The organism is Neobacillus bataviensis LMG 21833 (assembly GCF_000307875.1).
GTDB classification, from domain to species: domain Bacteria; phylum Bacillota; class Bacilli; order Bacillales; family Cytobacillaceae; genus Neobacillus; species Neobacillus bataviensis.
This window is the reverse complement of record NZ_AJLS01000008.1, coordinates 12,592-31,973: the sequence shown is the minus strand read 5'-3', so window position 1 is coordinate 31,973 and position 19,382 is coordinate 12,592. Positions and strand designations below refer to the sequence as shown.

Sequence of the window (19,382 nt, the reverse complement as noted above, 5' to 3'; positions counted from 1 at the left end):
CGGCCTGCTTCCGCCTTTCTAGATCCAGACTTCCTAGCACTGTCGCCGACAATAGGCCGCCGAATGGTTTACGGTCGATCGTCTCCTGCCCGGAAATGAAGGATTCTACTTTCTCCTCCTGCCCTAAAGCGCTATAGGCTTGGCCGCGAAGGATATCCGCATCCTCATTTAGAATTATCTTGCCGCTATCAATGACGATTACATGCTCCAAAATCTGGCTTACCTCGTCGATTAAATGTGTCGACAAAACGATTGTCCGAGGGTGCTCCGCGTAATCCTCGATCAGCCGATCATAGAACAACTCCCGTGCTACAGCGTCCAGCCCCAGGTAAGGCTCGTCGAACATCGTCAGCGGTGCGCGACTCGCCAAACCAATGATGACGCCGACGGTCGAGAGCATACCTCGCGACAGCTTCTTTATCCCCCGTTTCAGTGGAAGATGGAAATCATTCACCAATTGATCAGCAAAATGCTGATCCCAATTAGGAAAAATAACCGAACACAACTCCAGCACGTCGCTCACACGAAAATGGTCGGGATACTTCTGGCTTTCTTTAATAAAACAAACCTTGCTCAATACTCGATTGTTCTCATAAGGAGTCTCTCCGAACACGTGAACCTTCCCGTTTGTCGGGAACATCTGCGCCGTCAGCATGTGCATAATCGTTGTTTTGCCCGCGCCGTTTCGGCCCAGCAATCCGTAAATTTTCCCCGGTTCCATGGTAAAGCTGACATCGTCCACTGCATGGACGCCTGCATACATTTTGGTCAGCCCTTGGACTTCAACAATGTTCTTCATTTCGTTCCTTCTCCCCTCCGGATCATATCCGTCAATTGGTCTTTCGTAATACCCAGCTTTTCCGCCTCGTGAATCATCGCAACGACATACTGTTCGTAGAAACTATCCTTCCGTTTCTCTAGCAGCCTTGCTTTTGCGCCTGTCGATACAAACATGCCGATCCCCCGCTTTTTGTACAAAATGTTCTCGTCCACCAGCAAATTAACGCCTTTGGCAGCCGTTGCCGGATTGATTTGAAAAAATGATGCAAATTGAGTCGTTGACGGCACTTGCGATTCCTCCTGCAACCGACCTTCGATAATATCGTCTTCGATATGCTCGGCAATTTGCAAAAAAATGGGACGGCTGTCATCCATCTTTAAAACCATAATACACACCACCACATTGGTTAGTTACTCATGTAATTAACCATATAACAAAGGAACCGTTTCGTCAACGGTTATTTGCCCAAAAAAAACACTACAGAAAAATTCGGGCCATCACACATGGGTGTTTACTAGAAATGGTAGGAGATGATTTTTTAGTTATTCAACAATATGGACCTTAAATGAAAAATGAGCGCATATCCTTGTTCAAGGATAGCGCCCTTTTCTTGAATAACTAATGATTTAATTGGTTGGTATTGTGGAAGATCAAAGAGTTGAAGACTAGATTTAATCAAATTATTTTATTCATAAATAAATGACATTCTTCCATTTATTATTTGCTGTAGGCTTTTTATACATTCATGACTCATTTGCATAAGTGGTATCTCTTAAAAGAGCAGCTTCTTTTGGGAAATCTGTCATAATCGTGTCGATTGTCTCCATCCTTAACAATTGCTTCATTTCATCTTCTTGGTTAACTGTCCAAACTCTTATGTTAAATGGAGCAGGGTTCTTTTTATAATTATCGTTTGTTAATAGAACATCTTTATAAAAATGTAATCCTTCTAATTCTAAACATTGGACATATTCTGAGGGACGGCTGAGATCATAAGGTAATAACCAGGCAATTTTCGCACTCGGTTCAAGCTTTTTCAATGTTAAAATGGATGGTAAATGAAAGGATGAATAAACAACTTGATCTGCATATCCAAATTTATTTACCAGTGAAACAAGCTTGCCCTCAATTCCTTCATAAGGAAAAACATTCGTTTTTAATTCAATATTTAATTCGATTTGATAAGGTATAATGAGTTCTAGCACTTCTTCTAATGTAGGGATTCTCTCCCGGCTCCACGTTTTTTCATCAAATAATGCTAAATGAGAGAACTTGATTCCTGCGCTAAACTGCCTGAGTTCCTGCAAGGTATAATCCTTCACATATCCTTGTCCATCTGTCGTCCGGTCGATTTGTTCATCATGAATTACGACCAGTTCTCCATCTTTTGTCAATTGCACATCAAGTTCAATTCCATCTACTCCTGCATTCAATGCTTCGCGGAACCCGATTAACGTATTTTCTGGCATTGTCCCCATGCTACCACGGTGACCATATATTTTTGTACGCTTCATCCTTGCTACCCATCCTCTCTTTATAGACGTCCCTTGTACTAAAAGAAATAGAGAACAAAGCAACTATGCTGCTTTATTCTCTATTTCCCTGCGATTTTTATTTTCCTCTTGCTGCGTTCGATTCCTTAATTGCTGCATTAATTTGTTCAACGGCATCATTAAATGATTTATCTACTTCTCCACCGTTATAGACTGATTCAAGTGCTGATTCAATAATTTTACGCTCTTTCGGAATCATATCCATTAATGCACCTTGAGTGGCAAAAGATGGCTTCGTTGCTTGAAGTTGTTGAACAGAAACTTGTAATTGCGGCATTTCTTTGTAAGCATCTTTAACCACTTTTTCATCATAAGCTGCTGGGTTAATGGCGAAATATCCAGTTCCTACATGCCATTTTGCTTGCACTTCTGGAGTTTGTAAGTATTTCATAAATTCCCAAGCTGCTTTTTGTTCTGCTTCAGGTTTACCTTTTGACATCCATAAACTAGCTCCGCCAATTGCTACACCTTGACGTTCTTCAGATTTTGGGTGAGGCAAGAAAGCTACACCTACTTTAAAAGGTGCGTTATCAATTACGTCTCTTGATGAAGCTGAAGATTGTAAGAACATCGCAACATCACCAGCTAAGAATCCAGAAAGCATATTGTCGGAATTTGTTCCATAGTTAGCAAATGTTTTATCATTGGTCATTCTCTTTACCCATTCAAAAATAGATTTACCATTTTTACCAAACGCTACTTCTGTTGGTGTATCAGAACGCCCATTGTCATTATTCATAAGCAATCCACCTTGGTTTGCTATTAACTCTTCAAATAACCATCCGTATGCTTGTAAAGCAAAACCTTTCATTTTATTATTGCTTTCAACAATTTTCTTACTTGCTTCTTCGATTTCTTCGAACGTTTCTGGTGCTTTTTCAGGATCTAACCCTGCTGCTTTAAAAGCATCCTTATTGTAGTACATAACTGGTGTTGATGAATTAAACGGCATGGAATAGAATTTATCGTCCACTTTGTAATAATTAATGATGTTTTCTTCAAGTCCACTCATATCATATTTTTCAGCATCAATGAATTTTTGAATAGGTTCAATATTCCCGCTATTAATCATCGACATTGTCCCAATTTCTTGCACTTGGATCATGGTAGGAGCATCTTTTGTTCCCCCTACACTATGAAACTTCGGTAATGACTCTTCGTACGTACCTTGGAATTCCGCATTCACTTGAATTTTATCTTGAGAGCTATTAAATTCTTTTACGATGCTATCTAAAGCTTCCTGAGGTTTTCCACTCATTGAGTGCCAAAATGTTACAACCGTTTTTTCTCCGCTTTTTGATGATTCTGCATTAGCACTGCGTGCACCATCACTGGAACTGCAGCCTGCAACAATCAAAAGTATACATGCCGTTAAGATAGTTAATAGCTTTTTCATAACGATTAATCTCCTTTTATTTTTATATATTGGTAGTTCATAACACCCTAAATTATTTTAGTGCGCCTTCAGCCAAACCTTTTTGGAGTTTATTTTGGCCTAAGAATAATAGAATCAAAGTAGGGATCGCAACGATCATAGCGCCTGCCATAACTACTCCCCATTGATTAACTGTTTCTTGTGACTGGAGCTGCTTTAATCCAATCTGCACGGTTCGTACCGAATCATTGGTTGTCGATAATAGCGGCCATAAATACATATTCCAAGCCGTTAAAAAACTATAAATTCCTAACGTTACTAAGCTTGTTTTTGCAACTGGCAATACGACTGTCAAATAAAATTTAAAGTGGCCCATTCCTGCAATTTCACTAGCCTCTTTAAGCTCTTTAGGAATTTGTTTAAACGTTTGCCTCAGTAAAAATGTCCCAAATGCTGTTGCTAGAAATGGCAGAGCAAGTCCTGGATATGTATCAATTAAATTCATCCCCCTAATCGTTTGAAAGTTGGGGATGATGGATGCTTCAAAGGGGATCATCATCGTTGCTACAAACAAGAAAAATAATGCATCTCTTCCTTTAAACTCGAGAAAGACAAATGCATAGGCAGCTAAACTGGATAAAACCAACTGGCCAATCATGATTAATAAAGAAATGATTAAACTATTGAATAAGAATTTAAGTAACGGCAGGCGTTCGAATGCCTTTGCATAATTCTCAAGTGTCCAAACAGAAGGAATGATTTTTCCCATCATGGCATCCTGGCTATTCATAAAACTCATTAGAAAAGCAAAGATGATCGGTAAAAATAATACAACTGCTGAAATCGTGAGCAATGTATACATGATGAGTTTGTAAGAAAGAGATATCCTCATTGATAATGGACCTTCCTTTCTCCTAACTTAAATTGAATCAATGTCATAACTAATATAAGGATGAATAAGATAACAGCTTGTGCACTGGCTGAACCATACTGATAATTAACAAACGCTTCACGATAAATCGAGTAAACGATCAGATTGGTTTCATTACTTGGTCCGCCTTTTGTTAACATGTCGATTTGACCAAAGGTTTGAAAAGCATTAATAATCGAAACCGTAATCACGAAAAATAAAGTAGGGGAAAGCATCGGGATGGTAATCCGGCGTAATTTATAGAAGAAACCCGCTCCAACAATATCTGCACTTTCGTATAAGTGAGAGTCAATGGACTGCAAACCACCTAGGATAATCAAAAAGGTAAAACCGATATTCATCCAGATTGTAGATACTGAAACGGATAGAAGTGCCCACGAAGGGTCGGTTAACCAGCCGATTTTATCAAAGCCCAGCTCTGCTAATAATTTATTAAAGAATCCGATACTCGGATGAAACAAGAAAATCCAGAATACGGATGCAGCCGCAACAGAAACTCCCATAGAGGATGAAAAGATCATACGGAAAAGGCCGATCCCTTTTAATTTTTCATTGGCAATCACTGCTAAAAATAAACTGATGATAATGGTCCCTGGCAAAGTGTAAAGAACGAATAAAAAGGTCGATGATAAACTTTTCATAAAAATGGGAGATGTAAAGATATCTATGTAATTTTGCATTCCTACAAAAACGGTTGTAGCCCCTGCTTGATTCGTTAGAAAAAAACTTAAATAGATGGTGCGTATCATTGGATAAAAGATAAAAATACTAAATAATAAAATCGATGGTGATAGAAACAACAGACCTTTTAATAAGGTTTTTTTCCTCTGTTGTATTCTTGCCTTTTCAAATTGTACCTGTACTTGGTCAAACTCAAACTTTATGACTGTTTCTGTATTCATAGCGCAACAACCTCTTGAACTTGTTCATTGTTCGCGGCCTGCACTAGTTGACCAGTTGCTGCATCAAAGAAGCAAAAGTGTCGAACAGATAGGTGTACAGGTACTGTTTCTCCTGGATTAACCGCCCATTGACCTGGCCATTTAGCATTCCATAATTGACCGCCTATTTCTTCAAAAACAACCATCGTTTCATTTCCTAATTGCTCTACACTCGCAACTTCTAAGTGATGAGTGGCTTCTCGATCAAATGCTGGATAAATATGTTCCGCTCGAATGCCAATCGTCAGCTTTTCCATTAATGGGATGTGTTGTAAATCCACAGGACTTAGGTTAAATGTTAGCTGTCCCTCTACAACAAGCATTTGTTTGTCAAAATTCAGCTCAGCACCAGCTAAATTCATCTTAGGAGATCCGATAAAGGAAGCGACAAATGTATTAGCCGGTTCATTGTATAACGTAATCGGCTTTCCGACTTGCTGTACTTTCCCCTCATTCAACACCATGATTCGGTCACCCATTGTCATTGCCTCAACTTGGTCATGTGTCACATAAATCATCGTAAGACCCAATTTTCTTTGCAATCTACGAATCTCAACGCGCATATGTGCCCGCAATTTAGCATCTAAATTGGATAGTGGTTCATCCATTAAGCAAAGCGGTGCTTCACTTACAACCGATCTCGCAAGTGCCACTCTTTGTCTTTGCCCGCCAGATAGTTCTTTCGGTTTTCTTTTTAATAAATGACTTAGACCAATCATTTCGGCCGTTTCTTTTAGCCTTCTTTGCTGCTCTTGCTTATTCACCTTTTTAACATCGAGTCCGAAAAGAATATTCTGTTCCACTGTTAAATGCGGATATAAGGCATAATTTTGAAAGACCATGGACAAATTTCTATGTTTAGGAGGCAGGTGATTGGCTGGTTCACCATTTAGCTTCAGCACCCCTCCTGAAATTTCTTCTAATCCTGCAATCATTCTTAATAGCGTACTTTTTCCACATCCTGAAGGACCAACCAAAACAAAGAACTCACCTTTGTCGATTGATAGATTAATTTCATCCAGTACATTGGATTGTCGATCGTATGACTTTGAAATATCAATTAACTCGATTTGCTTCATTATTTACCCTCCATTTTTATGTACTTGCATATTATCATGCACGTACATAAAAAGGGACTTTTTTACAGAACCCTTACAAAAACTATAAATCCAATAAATTGAACACGCTTTCTTTACATGTTTTTTACAAATGATTAACATAAAGAAAGCTCGCCGATTGGCGAGCCGTTAGGGTTGAGATTAGGTGTAGTTGGCACCTATGCCTGATAGGAAGTGTCTGAAGCTAAAAAAAGTCTATAGCAGAAGACAAATAAATGCTTCCGCTATAGAACTGATTAAAGATAAATTTTTGCTTAAAAAGTATTGAAATAATTATTAGTTTTGTTTATACTTAAAAACGGTAAAGGACATAGTGTATTAAAAGTCTAAAAGTAACTTAGCTTGGTAGAGCATTAACATAAGGTACTAAGTGTTGTAGTAACAAGAATTGTTGTTTTCTTCATTAGTATTTTTTTACCACATTAAAGTACTAAGGTAAAAAGATTAAACACCCGAGACTTCAACTTTACTCGCATCCTCAGCTTCCTCTGTTTCAGATTTTACATAGTCGATCATCACTATAGTTTCATCATCCTCATGGTTGATCGAACAGTTACTATAATCTTTTTTAATATCTGCTACTTTAACGGCATGGCCGATTTCAGAATCAGTGATGTCAATTTCAATATCATTTGGAATATCATTCGCTTTTGCTGTTATATCCAATTCGTGAAGATATTGTTTAGCAATTCCTCCGACTTTCTCACCTTTAGATGTTCCCTTTAGAATAACACTAACTTTTGCATTGATTTCAGTATGCTTATCAACTTGAAGAAAATCCACATGAAGTATCTCCCTAGTTACAGGGTCATTTTGGTAATCTCTTAACATTACATTTTTTGATTTTCCATCAAGACTTAGAGATAAAATACCATTTCTACCAATATCCCTCATCACTTTTAATAAATCTGCATTTTTTATAGAAATAGATTTCGTATCAATATTGTTCCCATAAACAATTGCAGGGATTTTCCCATCGTTTCTCAATTTTTTCGAAGTAGATTTTTTGAAATTTTTTCTTTCTTGAGCTACTAGCGTACTCATTTTATTTCCACCTTTCTAATTATATAAATCTTAGACATTAATTTTTATAGAAATATCTAAGATATATAAAAATTACTTACAATTCAAGTATATCTAATCCTATATATTATTTCAAACTTATCTTATCGGATAACTGAGTAAGCAGCAGCTAACATGGACGCAGTTAGTAACTGTCCTATTAAGTCCCACCACGCCTCTTAAAAATGCGGACCAAGTTGGGGCATTTTGTTTATTTTAAAAGGAAATGCAGAAGTGGATCAAAAAATCATTATAAAAGAAATGGCCTCCATCAGTTTCATTTAACTGATGAAAGGCCTTCTCTACTTCAACCAATATTTCAACAAAAATATCATTCTCAGGTGGCCGCCTTGTAGGAATTTTACCTGAGTTAAACATAATACATTAGTTGTTACTTAGAATATCGTTAATACTATTTAATTCTTCCTTTGATAAAATAATTTCACTGGCATGAATGTTTTCAAGTATGCGCTCTTTCCTTTTACCACCCGGAATAACTGCATCAACACCTTCTTGAGCAAGTAACCAAGCTAACGCTAAATTAGGAAGAGACGTTTCCTTTTGAGTAGCAATTTCCTTCAATTTGTCCACTACTTTAAGTGTTTGGTGAAATTGCTCACCTTGAAATAAAGGTAGAGAATTTCTCCAATCCTGTGAATTTAACTTAGAGTCTTTTGTGAAACCACCACCTAGTAATCCAAATGCTAATGGACCATATGGAATAAAGGAAATATTATTTTCTACGCAATATGGTAATAATTCTGCCTGGGCGGAAACGTCTAACATATTAAATGGTGATTGTAAGACGGAAATATCCCCATGAGCGTTCGCCTCTTTTAATTGCTCAATTGAAACATTTGAAATCCCAATTGCACGAATTTTTCCTTCTTCTTTTAAACGAGCTAATTCACCAATTGATTCTGCAAAAGGTGTTTCATTGTCTGGGAAGTGTAAATAATACAAGTCTACATAGTCTAGTTGTAACCTTTGTAAACTTTTTTCAACTGCTTCTCGTAGATATTCAGGACGATTGTCTGATTTTACAGAACCATCTTCAAACCAATGCTGCGCTCCCTTCGTTGCAATCACAAAGTCATCTCGTTTAAATTCTTTTAATACTTCACCTACTAATTCTTCAGAACGTCCAAGACCATAAATATCAGCTGTATCAATTAAGTTTACCCCATTGTTCAATGCTTCTCTTACAAGGTCTACTCCATCCGCTTCATTTACATTTTGAAACAAATTATGCCCACCAACTGCATTGGTGCCAAGTCCAATCTCTGATACTTTAAGTTCTGTATTTTTTAATGTTGTATATTTCATGTCTTTTCCCTCCTATCATTCATTAGCCTTATCATAATGACCAAAAGTAAAATCCACAAATTATCGAGTTCAAGTTTCATTTATTGAAACTTTCCATGATTATTCTGTTCGAAATCCGAAAAACCCTCACTTCTTTTATTGCTTCCAATCATTAAAATAACCTGCTTATATATATTACTATCTTAATAGTTTCAAATAATGAAACCCCATCTACATATTTTGAGATAAAAAGTATAAGGGATTTTAGAGGTTGAAGGTTGGTTTCCTATTAAGCGATAAATCAACTTGTGTATCATTTAATAAAGTAGCTTAATGAGCTACTTTATTTGTACACTTATTGGCCCCTAACCTGCATACTTTAGTTTAAGAACAACCCCTTCCATTCCTTACCAACATTATCTATAAATCGTCACACCCATATATCATTACTCGCTGAGGCGGGAGTTGGATTAAAACAGATCATGGACAGATTAGGACACTCTGATGATGATACGACCAGAAATGTATATCTTCATGGAACGAAAGTCATGAAAAAAGAGGCTTCTCAAAAGTTTGCTCAACTAATGAGAAGCCTACACTAATATCCTCTATGTTAGCATTTTGCTTTCAGCTTACATAAAATCCTTCTATATCAAGGCGTTGACGGCTTTATTACATCATGCCACCCGTAATGTGAGAGTGTGTAATATGGTTAACGTTGTGTGCGAAAAGTGCGGTATATCAAGCTTTTGGGAAATCTGTGCTGTAATATCTTTAACGGGAATTTACCGTTTTATGAATGTGCAGCAAAAAAATCTGGCACTAAACAAAATGCGAACAGAATTGTGAACCCCATAATAAATCCTAATAATATTGAATGAATCTGCTATAGATTGCTCGTGCTGTTTTCGTTTCATTTGTACCGTGGATGATCGCCCTGCCATCCTTAAAGAAAACAATTCGATAATCCTCAAATTGACAGGAAAGCAAATATGGATTTAAGACAGGATTTGTTACCTGATGCTTTACATTTTTTAATAAGTCCACCAATGAGTATGTTTGTGACAGCCCTGGTCTTAACTGTACGGCATCTCTTCCACAGAGAACATCCGTCTTCATTTGATTTTCAAACTGTAAAAAAGGATAAGATGGATGTTCACCACATGTTGGACAATGTATATTTTTTAACTTCGTTACATTAATTTCTGCATTTTCACTTTTCCAAATATCTACGGATTGAAGAATAGGTGATAGCAGCTCTCCTGAAAGCAATCTAAGCAATTGTGTAATTTGATATGCAGCGGTGACTTGAACAATGGGACTAATAACTCCAACGGTATCACATGTCATTCCATCCATTGGCAGATGGTTTAATAGACAGTGTAAACACGGAGTTTCTCCCGGTATGATGGGTAAGGTAAGTCCATAGCTTCCCACACAGGCACCAAAAATAAAGGGGATCCCCAGTTTAACAACTGCGTCATTGACGATTAAGCTTGTTTCAAAATTATCCGTAGCATCAACAACCACCGAATGACCTTTAATCAATTCAGCAATATTCAGCCCGTGAACATCCTCAACGATCCCCTCAATGGTAATTTCACTATTAATTTGCTCTAGACGTTTCTTCGCAGCAATTGCTTTTGGAATTTTTTTTTTACATCTTCTTCCGTATACAATTGCTGCCTTTGTAAATTGCTCCATTCCACATAATCCCGGTCAACAATCGTTAGACGGCCAATTCCTGCTCTCGCCAGCATTTCGGAGCTTGCAGAACCTAATGCACCTGCCCCAATAATGATGGCACTTGCCTCTTTTATTTTTACTTGCGCAGCCCTTCCCAGAAATAATTCCTGTCTTGAATAGCGATTGTTCAAGATGTCACCAATCCTGTAGTTGGGCTGCTTGCCACTGCGTACTCTTTTTCTTCAATTCTTCCAGCTTCAAATCCTAGTCTTCCTGCTTCCAAAGCTAGTTTCATCGCTTCCGCCATTTTCACAGGATCTTTTGCACCAGAAACGGCTGTATTCAGTAATACAGCATCCGCACCAAGCTCCATGGCAAAAGCTGCATCCTTAGGTGAACCGATCCCAGCATCCACAATGACTGGAATGGATGACTGTTCGATAATAAACTTCAAGTTAAGAGGATTAACAATCCCCTTTCCAGAACCAATCGGGGAGGCCCCTGGCATGATGGCATGAACTCCCAGATCCTCGAGACGCTTGGCTAATACTACATCATCAGAAGTATACGGAAGTACAATAAACCCTTCAGATAAAAGCATTTCAGATGCTTTTAATGTTTCGATCGGATCCGGTAAAAGAGTACGATAATCGCCAATTACCTCGACTTTGATCATGTCACATAATCCAGAGGCTTTCGCTAATTTCGCAATTCGAACAGCCTCTTCAGCGTTTTTAGCACCAGCTGTATTTGGAAGCAAAGTATATTTGTTTAAATCGAGTTGTTCAAGAAAATTGGGTTGATCCTCTGCGAAAATATTCATTCTTCTTACAGCAAAAGTTAAGATTTCTGCCTCAGAAACTTCAACCGCCTTTTTTTGAACCTCAAATGATGGATATTTTCCTGTTCCTAATAAAAGTCTTGAATTGAAACTTCGATCTGCTATTTTTAACATGTTTCATCATCCTCCTACAAAATGAATAATTTCTACTATATCGCCATTGGATAGGCCTGTAGTTTCATAGTTTTGTTTCATCACAATATCTTTATTAACCTCTACCACGACAATGCGATTTTCCAAATTGTAATGGGATAGCAATCCTTTCACATTTTGGATGGTTTCTGGAAGGTCAATCTGTCTTCCGTTTACGATAATAGACATGTATGGATCACCTCTTAAACGGTCAGCGGCTTACGACGGTCAATTCTAAAAGCCTCCACCCACTCTTTTTTCACTTCTCTTTTCAGGATTAAATCCGTAATCATTTGTCCTGTTGCAGGAGCAAGCAGGATGCCATTTCGATAATGGCCTGTCGCAAATAATATTCCTTCGTCTTCAGGATGGTAGCCGATGAATGGATTTTGATCAAAAGTTTGGGGACGCAATCCTGACCAAGCTGAATCCAATTTCATATCTGCTATGGTAGGCAACATCATTTTTGCCTTTGCTATAAGTGTTTCAATGCCATTCAGACTAACCTTATCAGTCCAATCGTTCTCCTTCATAGTCGCGCCAATTACAAGCTGTCCATTGTTTCTAGGGACAACATAATATTTATCATGAAAAAGGGTATGCTTTAAAACCGCTTTTTCACCCATCACCGAAATGCATTCCCCTTTTACAGGAGTCATTTGATGATCTAACCCAAGCTGCCTAAAAAAGGTCGAGCTCCAAACTCCACTGGCAACAACTACATGCTTCGCTTCAACAACACCCCTTGTGGTTTGAAGGAGGAAAATATTATTCTGTTTTTCAACAGTAAGTACCTTCGTAGATTCTAGAATAGAGGCACCAAGGATTTGAGCACTCTTAGCAAACGCTTGACACACTCCAATAGGTAAAACGTTTACATCATCTTCAATATAGGCTGCGCCTAACAGATGAGGTGAAACATCTCGTTCTAATTTTTTCACTTCTTCTGTTGCTAGCCATGAAACGGTAGGTTGGGCTAAAATCGCCTTTAAACCTTGTTTATCTTGCTCAGATAATACAAGCTTCAAAATGCCCCCCTTTCTGTAACCAAAGTCTATTCCACTTAATTCATACAATTCATCTTTCAGCTTCTCATAAGCAAACTGGCTTTTTCTTGCAAAAGGGAAAAAGACATCAACATCCCCCTCACATTCAGAGTGTGCCCCTAGCATACCAGCCGCAGCACTTGTAGCTTTCGTCCCAACCTGATTCTCCTCGAACACAGCTACATCGATATTTCCTTTTGCTAAATAATAAGCAATCGAGCATCCAATTATACCGCCCCCAATTACGACTACTGCATAGCTATTTTTCATCACGGGCCACCTCATAAAATTGACTTGCTGCAGCTAGCGGATTTTCTGCTGAAAAAATTCCTGACATCACTGCAATTCCATCTGCTTTTAATTCTCGCAATTCGTTTACTTTATCTAATTTAATTCCACCGATTGCATAAACCGGAAGACTCAAATTCTTTTTCATCTCGATGAGGGGTTCAATGCCATTTGGAGCCTTTCCCCTTTTGCTATTCGTCTCAAAACAATGTCCGTATAAGAGATAATCTGCTCCTTCTACTTCGGCTTCTTTAGCTCCTTCAAAGGAATGAACCGACCGACCAACTGTTAGATGAGGAAAACGTTCTTTGACCCTTTTAACTGGAAGTCCTTTTTCTGGAAAATGAACATTCGGAATATCCATCAGTAAGGCAATATCCAATCGATCATTTAGGAAAATCTTTTCTTTTTCAACACCACCCTCTTCTAAATGTTGGAGTAATGTAATAATTTCTTTAACGGTTTTTGTTTTTTCTCGTATTTGGACAAAATCAATTTTGTTTTTTATTTGTATGATCTTCGATGCGAGTTCACGAACAGAATGCGACTGATCTGTTACAGCCATCAGCTTCATTTTCTTTTCCCCTTCATTGGAGCACCTTCTTCATAAGGTATTTACATGCTGAGTCCATAAAAAAACCACTCTCCAAAATAGGAAAGTGGTTTGTTTGATATTTGCCTAAATACACAAAAGCACAAACAGTCGCTACTTCCCTACGCAGATACTAATCTGGTCAGGTTATGAGGGTTTAAAAGTAGCTACTTTATTCTCAGCCCTTATCAAGGGATCCCCTAGTAAAACTCTGATTTATTCAATTATTTGAATTTATCTATTATATTATTACAAGAATTAGAAAATTTCAAGGTAACTCTTTAACATAATAAAATAAAGTGCCTGTCACCACTCGAATTCTGTCGAGGAAATTTCGACAAATTGCGGGTAGTGACAGGCATTTTTTTAAAAAGCACCTCATAAAGAGATGCTATGTCTAACTGATTGCCCTTAAATATAAATTTAAAGAATCGTCCATTTCACGTACAACTAGGGCAATAAAATCACGATAATCGCTTTCTGGATTGAAATGGCAGATCACCATCATCAATCCAGCGATTGAATACAATCGATTTTTCTTGCCTTTCGATGTTTCTGTTTGATTCTTCTTTTTGTACATGTGTAACTATTTTTGCCTTATGGAACTTCTCCTCATACAGATCACGAATCCACACTTTTACAGGTCTTTTCCATTGCTGATCCGGTGCAGGGATATTTTTAATTAAGCAAACTTTTCCATTTATAAGTTGTGATTATACTATTTCCCACAACATTTCTTAAATTTCTTCCCGCTCCCACATGAACATGGATCGTTTCTGCCAACCCTTTGACGGGTATGGAGACTAATAACCTCTCCTTTTTTATTGGGCAAGGGTAGTAATGCATTCTTCTCCTGCGTAGATAGCTCTACAGATGTATATCCCTTTAAATACCATTGCCTCGTATTATTCATAAGAAGAACAAGAACATCCATCAATCTTTGCACAGCTTCTAAGCTTTCGAATGTCAGTTGCGTCTGTAAAAATTGAAGAAGCTGACTAGGTCGATGGTCAAGCTTCACTTGCATAATACAATCTTCAACTAACTCCATCGCCTCTCGTTTTGGCATCCGATACTCCTGTGTAAATAGCGAAATAAGTTGAGAATAACCGCTTGGATGCTCCACATAGTCCGTTTCACCTGCTTCAAGCAGCTGTTTCTTCAAGAAAGGATAGTAGTCAATATTTTTTCTAGATGCCTGCTCCTTTAAAATAACTAAAGGGTCTAACACTTCCCAGTAAGAATAACCGTACCTATCAATGTAAATTTCTTGGTAGTATTCCATTGCATCAAAAATAACATGATTGAAGGCGAGATAATCTGGGCGAATAGGCGTATATTTTTCGACTAAATTCATTAACTCATTATGTGGCACTGTGCCATAATAATAGAGTAATCCGCGGGTTATCTTAATCCATTCCGTATTCCGCTTAACATCTGCAAGTATTGTTTCGTCTTTAACGATCTCACCTAGAGAAGGCACTAATTCCAAAGGAATCATGACAATCGGATCGCCATTCCGTAAACCAGTAAACATAAAGCCAGTTTTATGGAAATACTCCATCTCCTCTATTTCTACATTCTTTGCGCTAATGACTCCCTTTTTAGCAATAATATTTTTTATTAGAAATAAGCGTCGTTCATCGAACTGACTGATAATATTTTTGAGAAGAAAAGGGATTGCCTCTGCCAAATATTGAATTAATTCCGCTTTTTTCAAGGAACTTATATTTTTGATTTGCAGTTTTTTTCGGATGTTATGAAGTTCTGACATTTTTAATGCGGATAGCCCTTCCTTTAATGAAGCTATGCCTATGATTTTATTTATTTGATTCTCGTTTTTATTTACTGCCATTTTATATCTCCTTCGCATAGGTCTACCACTGACAACATCAGATGCCATGGCAACTCTTGTATATATAACTTTCTTTAGCTTCAGCCCAGATTTCAATACGACCTGACACAAAGGGAACTTCCCTTTTCCTAGCCATTTTGTTTATTCATCTTTCAATTATTGTTTATAAAAGAATTCGTCATCCCTTTCGTTACGACAGTCATTACATCTTTTTGAATACTTAAAGCCCTTGCTTTTGTAAAAATTTTGCTCACCTATTGAAAAGGTAAAACGTTCACCACATATCCAACATTTCAAAAGGAGGTCATGTGGCTTTACACCCTCTAGTGCTTCATTGATAGATTCTTCTCTTTCCTTTATTACGGAATCATCAAACGCCATTTCTCCATTTAATACTTTTATAGTTCGCCGAATCTCTTCTCTTACCTTTTTATAATCAACTTTCTCCCATAATTCTAGATACGGGATAAACGCAATTTCATCAACTGCTCTTAATATGACTTTTATTTCTTCATCACCATTAAAATGGTAAGTCCCCCTCATCTATCCAGCATTCAGAAACAGGAAAACTAACACTCGGAAGAGCAGCTGAACTTTGTGGTAGAAGCCTTTCAGACTTTATTCAAATCTTAATTGACCATAATATTCATTGGGCTTACACCAAAAACAGAAGGATCAATTCGCGTTATCACAATTGATTCAATTATTATAAATCTGTAGAGTGCACATAAAGGAAATATAGGAATGCTTAGGACACTCAGATATTAATACAATAATGGGTATTTACGCACACATGACTAAAAATATAAAGAATGAGGCCTCCAATAAGTTCGGCAACTTAATGAAAGACCTCTCAAAAATCATATTAATTAATATCGGTCACTATTAAGCTGTAAAGGCTTATAAACATTGATACCCAAGCTTTTATTTCACCATTGTAAAACAACTTACATCGCATAACAATGTATTTTATAAAAAAAAAGCCTCCCACAAGTTCAGCGAACTTATAAGAAGCCTCCATTTAAAATCTCTGTGTTTAGCATTTACTCTTATTTTATCTTCATTCACACATGTATACATATGCTTCCGCGTATATTTAAAAGTTGCCTCCTCATTACTCGTTCGCTTTTATAAGAATGATCCAAACAAGTCAAGATTCTTTCCTTATCGCCGTTTCCCAACGCTCTCCAATGGCATTCATAAGCTCATCCACAGAACAAGCTAAATTTTTAACAGGTATGTTGACTTGTGATGACAACAGCCCTTTGTTTAATCGGTTAAACAATTTCTTTATTCCCCTTGACCGGCTGATGACCAATTCACGGTCATAGGTAAAAATGCCAAGAAACACCTGACCCGAAAAGTTTAAAAAGTCGATCGCTTCAATTTCCTCCCATCTGACGAGACCCGCCCCGATGTAACTGGATTGGTCTATAATTCCTTCTTTCGTGACAACCACGGCAGGCTCCGGTTTGACGAGTACTTTAATATAATACAGAAAACAAAGCCCGAATACTGCAATGGTAAGAATCCCTATCACTATGGGCAACGTTGGTTCATTAAACGGGACCGATAAAATAAATATGCCTGCCGCAACAAAAACGAGACAAAAAATAGCCAACATGATCATTCTTCCCCTTTTTGCCATTACAATAAAATCATCCTTCACTTCTTTCCCCCCAGGTCTTAAAAGCATTCTTTCTAAAAATTAACAGATTTTCCCAAAAAATAAATCCTCTAAAAGACCCATAGAGGATTAACAACGTGATGTTTCTTATCGATTCGGACACAGGAAGCAGAGTTGGAGAATTGGTTGCTCTCAAAAATATATGTAAGAGAAGGTGCCTGACCAAACGTATTAAAGCATTACCGCACCGGGGGTCAGGCACCGAGATTCACAGGTATTATTTTTATGTCACTTACAAATAGGAACAAATCAGGGGACAAAAAGAGGTAAATTTCAAAAGTGAAATTGTGACTCTTTTTACGACAATATTTTTGGCACTAAGGAGGGTTAAACACAGGATTGACAGCAATTAAAGCTTATCTAATCAAACGATTAATTAAAAGTGATTTACCCAATTAATCGTTTGATTAAATACCGCCTTAGCCCTTTTAAAAACCGAACTTTGGATTGTTTTCATGAGAAATAATTGTCGTAAATTAGTTGTGGCTGTTAGGAATTATCTGTAAATCTGACAATAGAAACTAACAAAATATATATTCTGACAACTTCAAATAAGTTATTGTACCAACTAATCGTTTGATTAAAAGGGCAGTAAAGCCTTTTAGAATGCACCTTAACATGTTTTCCAGAAAAAAACATTGTCGAAAAAAGCTCTTGAATTTCTAGTATAGATGATACAATCGCGGAACAAAACTATTAAGGGAGTGACAGGGACCGGCATCTCCCTACCTATCTTCCCCTGCAGTTATATCGAATACAAAATGATCAGGAATCGAGCGTCCCCAAGATGACTTCTGGACCAAATCACTAATCTTTGGAGGATGTGGCGAATCTACTACAAAGTTACGTAGATTCTCATGTACTTTATCATATGAATATTTTTGCAGAACCATATGCCAGGCATCCAGCTTTTGTTGATCAAAATGAAACTTGTCGTAATAGACTTGTATAAGAACCATCAACTTATAAATCTCTTTCTTATTCATCAAGGTTAAAATCCTCCTCAGTTTGTCTCTTCTTACCTTCTTGCTGATTGAGATAAGATTCAAATTTTGTCCCAAACAATGTCTCTGGTCGCAAGAACTTATTCCAAACAGGATCAGGCTGCCAATCAGCTGACTTCAAATCGATAACTCTAGTAAAATCCTCAAGCGTAAATCCTTCTCCATATCTGGCATGAATCAGTTCCCTCGTTTTAATAGAACTTAGTTTAAAGTTCTTTCCCGTCTTCTCATTCAAATAGCCAATAATTTCAGCATATGGAATCACCTTTTTCACGGAAGAAGAATGGACTGCGGAGTCCTGCATCTTCTCCGAAGCTTCCTCAGGTGCTCTTTCCACAATAGGAGCAGCTTGGCTCTCGGGCAGGCTATCATCAAACTCCAGTAATTTTTCATAGTCAATGCTGTACCATTTTGTCTTATCCATTTTCATCTGATTCCAATTTTCAGAGAGAAGTAATCCTATCATCTCTAACGAACGAATCGTCCGCTTAATTGTACTTACTGACCAAAATGGCAGCTGCTTCTGCCACTCTTCATATGTATTATAAACCCAAGTTCTCCCCTCAATTTTATGCTTGCTGATCCCAAGCCAATAATGAATTTGCTGCAATACAACTGCCTCATTTAAACCAATTTTCTCTGCCAAACTAGGAATAATCATTACCGGTCTTTCATTGATTAATAACCTACTCAACTGAACCTCTCCTTTAATGGTTGTTTTAAAAAGGAACCTAGACTCGGCCGTAAGACACGAGCAGCCCACCGATTGGTTTATGTCCCTTCACTTTCTATTTAGAAATAAAATCGAAAAAAGGACAGGTTCTTATAAAAAATATTTTTGCTTGATGGAAATCGAAATGGAAGGGGACATATTATTTGAAGTAATCTTTGAAGTACTCTAATGAGGTAATCTATGGTATTGCTTGGGTCAACAAGGTAATCTCTACATGCCATTCTGAACCTATCCGAACGTCAGGATGATCGAATCAGTTTGGTCATTTTGTGCTGATGCATGTACCATAAAACCTGCCAAGAACGTCACTCAATTTAAAATGTTGGTTAATTGTAATCGTCAAGTAAAGTTGAAAAATAATACTTACATTTTTATAATGCCATAAACAATGTTAGCGAAAGACATGAAAAAAGAGGCTTCTCTAAAGTTCGGTGAACTTATGAGAGCCTCAA

21 protein-coding genes, 1 pseudogene and 1 riboswitch are annotated in these 19,382 nt (G+C 37.5%); of the genes and pseudogenes, 2 read left to right on the top strand and 20 right to left on the bottom strand.

Annotation, left to right across the window (positions count from 1 at the left end; genetic code table 11):
- From BABA_RS01500 to BABA_RS01460, 9 genes are all read right to left on the bottom strand, one after another.
- The coding region (locus BABA_RS01500; RefSeq protein WP_007083349.1) for an ABC transporter ATP-binding protein at positions 1 to 799 on the bottom strand (799 nt) is incomplete at its 3' end.
- Positions 796 to 1,167, bottom strand: a complete 372-nt coding sequence (locus BABA_RS01495) for a GntR family transcriptional regulator (RefSeq protein WP_007083348.1) — start codon at positions 1,165 to 1,167, stop codon at positions 796 to 798. The genes BABA_RS01500 and BABA_RS01495, both read right to left, overlap by 4 nt.
- A gap of 357 nt (positions 1,168 to 1,524) precedes the next feature.
- Positions 1,525 to 2,295 (bottom strand): glycerophosphodiester phosphodiesterase, encoded by a 771-nt coding sequence (locus BABA_RS01490; RefSeq protein ID WP_007083347.1) that lies wholly within the window; start codon positions 2,293 to 2,295, stop codon positions 1,525 to 1,527.
- Between the two features lie 97 nt (positions 2,296 to 2,392).
- Positions 2,393 to 3,730 carry an ABC transporter substrate-binding protein gene (locus BABA_RS01485; RefSeq protein ID WP_007083346.1) on the bottom strand — a complete coding sequence of 446 codons (1,338 nt, stop codon included), beginning with the start codon at positions 3,728 to 3,730 and terminating at the stop codon, positions 2,393 to 2,395.
- A gap of 52 nt (positions 3,731 to 3,782) precedes the next feature.
- Entirely contained in the window at positions 3,783 to 4,601 is an 819-nt protein-coding gene (locus BABA_RS01480) for a carbohydrate ABC transporter permease (protein ID WP_007083345.1), read from the bottom strand.
- Positions 4,598 to 5,542: a carbohydrate ABC transporter permease gene (locus tag BABA_RS01475; RefSeq protein ID WP_007083344.1), complete on the bottom strand. Its 945-nt coding sequence runs from the start codon at positions 5,540 to 5,542 to the stop codon at positions 4,598 to 4,600. Before BABA_RS01475 ends, BABA_RS01480 begins: the two co-directional genes overlap by 4 nt.
- Positions 5,539 to 6,660 (bottom strand): ABC transporter ATP-binding protein, encoded by a 1,122-nt coding sequence (locus BABA_RS01470; RefSeq protein ID WP_007083343.1) that lies wholly within the window; start codon positions 6,658 to 6,660, stop codon positions 5,539 to 5,541. The genes BABA_RS01475 and BABA_RS01470 overlap by 4 nt, the downstream gene beginning before the upstream one ends.
- Before the next feature lie 483 nt (positions 6,661 to 7,143).
- Positions 7,144 to 7,743 carry a 50S ribosomal protein L25 gene (locus BABA_RS01465; protein ID WP_007083342.1) on the bottom strand — a complete coding sequence of 200 codons (600 nt, stop codon included), beginning with the start codon at positions 7,741 to 7,743 and terminating at the stop codon, positions 7,144 to 7,146.
- A 402-nt stretch (positions 7,744 to 8,145) separates the two neighbouring features.
- The gene (locus BABA_RS01460; protein WP_007083341.1) at positions 8,146 to 9,087 is read right to left on the bottom strand and encodes an aldo/keto reductase; all 942 of its coding nucleotides are present in this window, start codon (positions 9,085 to 9,087) and stop codon (positions 8,146 to 8,148) included.
- Positions 9,088 to 9,488: 401 nt separating this feature from the next.
- Here BABA_RS01460 and BABA_RS26290 point away from each other — a divergent pair, with 401 nt between their 5' ends.
- Positions 9,489 to 9,668 (top strand): tyrosine-type recombinase/integrase, encoded by a 180-nt coding sequence (locus BABA_RS26290; RefSeq protein WP_083865227.1) that lies wholly within the window; start codon positions 9,489 to 9,491, stop codon positions 9,666 to 9,668.
- A 262-nt stretch (positions 9,669 to 9,930) separates the two neighbouring features.
- On the opposite strand, the pseudogene BABA_RS01455 reads toward BABA_RS26290, so the two are convergent.
- The 8 genes and pseudogenes from BABA_RS01455 to BABA_RS27805 form a co-directional block, all read right to left on the bottom strand.
- Positions 9,931 to 10,943 (bottom strand): annotated as a pseudogene (locus BABA_RS01455) (ThiF family adenylyltransferase).
- Positions 10,940 to 11,707, bottom strand: a complete 768-nt coding sequence (locus tag BABA_RS01450) for a thiazole synthase (protein WP_007083337.1) — start codon at positions 11,705 to 11,707, stop codon at positions 10,940 to 10,942. Before BABA_RS01450 ends, BABA_RS01455 begins: the two are co-directional and overlap by 4 nt.
- 6 nt (positions 11,708 to 11,713) lie before the next feature.
- Positions 11,714 to 11,914, bottom strand: a complete 201-nt coding sequence (thiS, locus tag BABA_RS01445) for a sulfur carrier protein ThiS (protein ID WP_007083336.1) — start codon at positions 11,912 to 11,914, stop codon at positions 11,714 to 11,716.
- A 14-nt stretch (positions 11,915 to 11,928) separates the two neighbouring features.
- Positions 11,929 to 13,041, bottom strand: a complete 1,113-nt coding sequence (gene thiO / locus BABA_RS01440; protein WP_007083335.1) for a glycine oxidase ThiO — start codon at positions 13,039 to 13,041, stop codon at positions 11,929 to 11,931.
- On the bottom strand, positions 13,031 to 13,633 hold the full coding sequence (locus tag BABA_RS01435) for a thiamine phosphate synthase (protein ID WP_007083334.1): 603 nt from the start codon (positions 13,631 to 13,633) through the stop codon (positions 13,031 to 13,033). The genes thiO and BABA_RS01435 overlap by 11 nt, the downstream gene beginning before the upstream one ends.
- Positions 13,634 to 13,753: 120 nt before the next feature.
- Positions 13,754 to 13,863, bottom strand: a riboswitch (TPP riboswitch).
- Between the two features lie 185 nt (positions 13,864 to 14,048).
- Positions 14,049 to 14,231, bottom strand: coding sequence for a hypothetical protein (locus BABA_RS27090; protein WP_040344874.1), 183 nt, complete (start codon positions 14,229 to 14,231; stop codon positions 14,049 to 14,051).
- 138 nt (positions 14,232 to 14,369) lie between these two features.
- On the bottom strand, positions 14,370 to 15,506 hold the full coding sequence (locus BABA_RS01425; RefSeq protein WP_007083333.1) for a Rho termination factor N-terminal domain-containing protein: 1,137 nt from the start codon (positions 15,504 to 15,506) through the stop codon (positions 14,370 to 14,372).
- A gap of 156 nt (positions 15,507 to 15,662) precedes the next feature.
- A complete protein-coding gene (locus BABA_RS27805; RefSeq protein ID WP_007083332.1) occupies positions 15,663 to 16,049 on the bottom strand; it encodes a zinc-ribbon domain containing protein in 387 nt (128 codons plus the stop codon).
- Between the two features lie 2 nt (positions 16,050 to 16,051).
- On the opposite strand from BABA_RS27805, the gene BABA_RS26285 reads away from it, so the two are divergent.
- The gene (locus BABA_RS26285; RefSeq protein WP_083865228.1) at positions 16,052 to 16,204 is read left to right on the top strand and encodes a UPF0175 family protein; all 153 of its coding nucleotides are present in this window, start codon (positions 16,052 to 16,054) and stop codon (positions 16,202 to 16,204) included.
- Positions 16,205 to 16,656: 452 nt separating this feature from the next.
- Here the strand turns inward: BABA_RS26285 and BABA_RS01415 are convergent, their stop codons facing one another.
- The 3 genes from BABA_RS01415 to BABA_RS01405 form a co-directional block, all read right to left on the bottom strand.
- Complete coding sequence (locus BABA_RS01415; RefSeq protein WP_007083331.1) at positions 16,657 to 17,175, bottom strand: STM3941 family protein; 519 nt, start codon at positions 17,173 to 17,175, stop codon at positions 16,657 to 16,659.
- Positions 17,176 to 17,918: 743 nt separating this feature from the next.
- Positions 17,919 to 18,179, bottom strand: coding sequence for a replicative helicase loader/inhibitor (locus BABA_RS01410; protein ID WP_007083330.1), 261 nt, complete (start codon positions 18,177 to 18,179; stop codon positions 17,919 to 17,921).
- Complete coding sequence (locus BABA_RS01405; protein ID WP_007083329.1) at positions 18,172 to 18,891, bottom strand: conserved phage C-terminal domain-containing protein; 720 nt, start codon at positions 18,889 to 18,891, stop codon at positions 18,172 to 18,174. The genes BABA_RS01410 and BABA_RS01405 overlap by 8 nt, the downstream gene beginning before the upstream one ends.
- Positions 18,892 to 19,382: the final 491 nt, after the last annotated feature.

What these genes read in the sequence shown, in the direction of transcription:
- BABA_RS01450 (WP_007083337.1), bottom strand. Translation starts at nt 11,707, where the DNA reads ATGTTAAAAATAGCAGATCGAAGTTTCAATTCAAGACTTTTATTAGGA.
- BABA_RS01480 (WP_007083345.1), bottom strand. Translation starts at nt 4,601, where the DNA reads ATGAGGATATCTCTTTCTTACAAACTCATCATGTATACATTGCTCACG.
- BABA_RS01410 (WP_007083330.1), bottom strand. Translation starts at nt 18,179, where the DNA reads ATGAATAAGAAAGAGATTTATAAGTTGATGGTTCTTATACAAGTCTAT.
- BABA_RS01490 (WP_007083347.1), bottom strand. Translation starts at nt 2,295, where the DNA reads ATGAAGCGTACAAAAATATATGGTCACCGTGGTAGCATGGGGACAATG.
- BABA_RS27090 (WP_040344874.1), bottom strand. Translation starts at nt 14,231, where the DNA reads ATGTACAAAAAGAAGAATCAAACAGAAACATCGAAAGGCAAGAAAAAT.
- BABA_RS01435 (WP_007083334.1), bottom strand. Translation starts at nt 13,633, where the DNA reads ATGAAGCTGATGGCTGTAACAGATCAGTCGCATTCTGTTCGTGAACTC.
- BABA_RS01465 (WP_007083342.1), bottom strand. Translation starts at nt 7,743, where the DNA reads ATGAGTACGCTAGTAGCTCAAGAAAGAAAAAATTTCAAAAAATCTACT.
- BABA_RS01470 (WP_007083343.1), bottom strand. Translation starts at nt 6,660, where the DNA reads ATGAAGCAAATCGAGTTAATTGATATTTCAAAGTCATACGATCGACAA.
- BABA_RS01485 (WP_007083346.1), bottom strand. Translation starts at nt 3,730, where the DNA reads ATGAAAAAGCTATTAACTATCTTAACGGCATGTATACTTTTGATTGTT.
- thiO (WP_007083335.1), bottom strand. Translation starts at nt 13,041, where the DNA reads ATGAAAAATAGCTATGCAGTAGTCGTAATTGGGGGCGGTATAATTGGA.
- BABA_RS27805 (WP_007083332.1), bottom strand. Translation starts at nt 16,049, where the DNA reads ATGAGGGGGACTTACCATTTTAATGGTGATGAAGAAATAAAAGTCATA.
- thiS (WP_007083336.1), bottom strand. Translation starts at nt 11,914, where the DNA reads ATGTCTATTATCGTAAACGGAAGACAGATTGACCTTCCAGAAACCATC.
- BABA_RS01460 (WP_007083341.1), bottom strand. Translation starts at nt 9,087, where the DNA reads ATGAAATATACAACATTAAAAAATACAGAACTTAAAGTATCAGAGATT.
- BABA_RS01425 (WP_007083333.1), bottom strand. Translation starts at nt 15,506, where the DNA reads ATGGCAGTAAATAAAAACGAGAATCAAATAAATAAAATCATAGGCATA.
- BABA_RS01475 (WP_007083344.1), bottom strand. Translation starts at nt 5,542, where the DNA reads ATGAATACAGAAACAGTCATAAAGTTTGAGTTTGACCAAGTACAGGTA.
- BABA_RS01495 (WP_007083348.1), bottom strand. Translation starts at nt 1,167, where the DNA reads ATGGTTTTAAAGATGGATGACAGCCGTCCCATTTTTTTGCAAATTGCC.